This window comes from Rhodococcus tibetensis, from assembly GCF_024438035.1.
GTDB lineage: Bacteria > Actinomycetota > Actinomycetes > Mycobacteriales > Mycobacteriaceae > Rhodococcus_F > Rhodococcus_F tibetensis.
This window is the reverse complement of sequence record NZ_JANFQF010000048.1, coordinates 1-1,962: the sequence shown is the minus strand read 5'-3', so window position 1 is coordinate 1,962 and position 1,962 is coordinate 1. Positions and strand designations below refer to the sequence as shown.

3 protein-coding genes are annotated in these 1,962 nt (G+C 67.0%); 1 reads left to right on the top strand and 2 read right to left on the bottom strand.

The window, feature by feature from the left end:
• Positions 1-190: hypothetical protein (locus tag NOF53_RS27380; RefSeq protein ID WP_255974794.1), on the top strand; the 190-nt coding region annotated here is incomplete at its 5' end.
• A gap of 39 nt (positions 191-229) precedes the next feature.
• On the opposite strand, the gene NOF53_RS27375 is transcribed toward NOF53_RS27380, so the two are convergent.
• Together NOF53_RS27375 and NOF53_RS27370 are read right to left on the bottom strand one after the other, a co-directional pair.
• On the bottom strand, positions 230-1,066 hold the full coding sequence (locus NOF53_RS27375) for a DUF2182 domain-containing protein (protein ID WP_255974792.1): 837 nt from the start codon (positions 1,064-1,066) through the stop codon (positions 230-232).
• A gap of 87 nt (positions 1,067-1,153) precedes the next feature.
• The gene (locus NOF53_RS27370) at positions 1,154-1,789 is read right to left on the bottom strand and encodes a DUF1326 domain-containing protein (RefSeq protein WP_255974790.1); all 636 of its coding nucleotides are present in this window, start codon (positions 1,787-1,789) and stop codon (positions 1,154-1,156) included.
• Between the last annotated feature and the right edge of the window lie 173 nt (positions 1,790-1,962).

The following is a 1,962-nucleotide window of genomic DNA, read 5'->3' as shown; positions in this document are numbered from 1 at the left end:
GCAATCGCTCTGGTGGGATTCGGCAACCGTCCGAATCCCACCAGCGACGTCTGTACACCCTTGGGTGATGACGTGCGCCGCGCACGCTGCGTTCGCACCGAGGACGCTGGTCCGGCAGATCGAGGATGGTCCCGCAATCATGACGGGGGCACCCGAGGTCGTGGGTCGGTCCGCGGTCGATCTGGCGTAGTCATCCGGTGCACCGATCGCTCTGGTGTCGGTCCCTCGATCACATGCCCGACATCGGCGAGGACACATCCGGCATGGGGGACAGCGACTGCAGCAGCGACGGGTGGACGAGGACGGCGACCCCGAGCAGGACGACCGCGGTCCCGACCACCCGGGTGAGCGCGACCGAATGTCGGGAGTTCTTCTCGGCCAGGAAGATCACGGCGATCGCCGCCATCCAGGTCAGGTTCATCAAACCGACGACGAGCAGGACCGCCATCAACGCCCAGCAGCAGCCCAGGCAGTAGAGCCCGTGTGCGCTGCCGGCGCGGAAGGTGCCCCGCAGACCGGTTCCGAAGTCGTGGGTGGCGAGGAAGGTCAGCGGGGTGCGGCACGCCCGCAGGCACGCCTGCTTCCAGCGGGTGAACTGGTATCCGCCGGCGATGACCAGCACACCACCGGCCGCGACCTCGACCCACGCCGAGCCGTGCGAGATACGGCGGAAGCCGAGCAGCACCGCCAGCGGAACGATCCCGACGGCCGACCACACCGCCAGGTAGCCCGCAGCAAAGGTGATCGTCGGGGCGAGTCCGCGGGCCTGCCGGCGCATGACCAGGCGGTGCAGCAGGACGATCGGGGCGATCGTCGGCAACATCATCGCCACCATCATCGTCGTCCACATGGCGAGAAAGACGGCGGCCCCCATGTCGAAGGGCATGGCCGTGCCGACCCACACGAAACCCTGAACCATCGACTCCATGCCGCTGGCATGAGCGACCGTGCGCCACCACGCCACCCCGGCGAGGGCGAGCAGAATCCCCACCGTGGCGAGCGTCGCCCGGCGTTCGAGGGCGCTGTAGGCCATCCGGGGAGTGTCGATCCTCGGGGGCTGACTCATCGGCACTCCCTCCGTCACGCCCCACCGCCTCACCCCTGCCGAGCTGGGCCGCACCACCGCCGCGTTATCGCGGTGCACTGCTGCGAGTCAGAACTTGCCGGCCGCTCCGGCGGGCGCCATCCGGTTCTCGCTGGACCACTCGACGCGCGAGTAGTACGCGTTGTTGCCCGGGTGCTCGAATGTCACTCCGTCGGCGTCGAGCCGCAGCACCGAGGTAGTGCCGATCTGTCCGTCCTGGAAGATGAACCCGTCCTCGAGCACCATGTGCGGTTGGTGCTTCTCCCCGGTCACCGGGTTTGTGAAGCTCTCCATCTGAACTACCAATTTGTCGCCGACCTGGACTCGGGAATCGGTGTCCCGGTCGTCGATCTCGATCGTCTCGAAGAACGGGCCATGGATCTCGCTGACGGTCGCGGCGAGGATCTCCCAGGGCAACCCGGGATCCTGGGCGGTGAGGATCGGCAGCAGGGCCTGTCGCTGCTCGGGGTTCGCGTCGATGAACAGGGCCATCGTTCCGTTGCCTTCGTGGATGGCGCCGGGCCATTTCACCGCGCTCGCGACCTTCGCCCCGGCCAGGTCGACGCCGTCGCGTTCACCTCCGGTGACCTCGAATCCGACCACACCGTCACAGTTTCCGTGGGTGGGAAAGCCGCTCATGTTGCACGGGCACCCCAGGTCGCAGTTGCAGGCCTCGTAGTAGTTCGCCGAGATTCGCCAGGCCATGTCGCTCACTCCTCGTCGCTGAATCGTTTCGTTAGGTCATCATGCGCAGCCCCCGTGGGTGCCCCCGCAATCCATCCGTTCAGCGCACAGCCGCCAGCCCCAGATCGAGCCGGTATCTACATGCTCCCACTTCGCTACAACGCGAACAACGATCCAGGAAGCCGGGCGCGGAT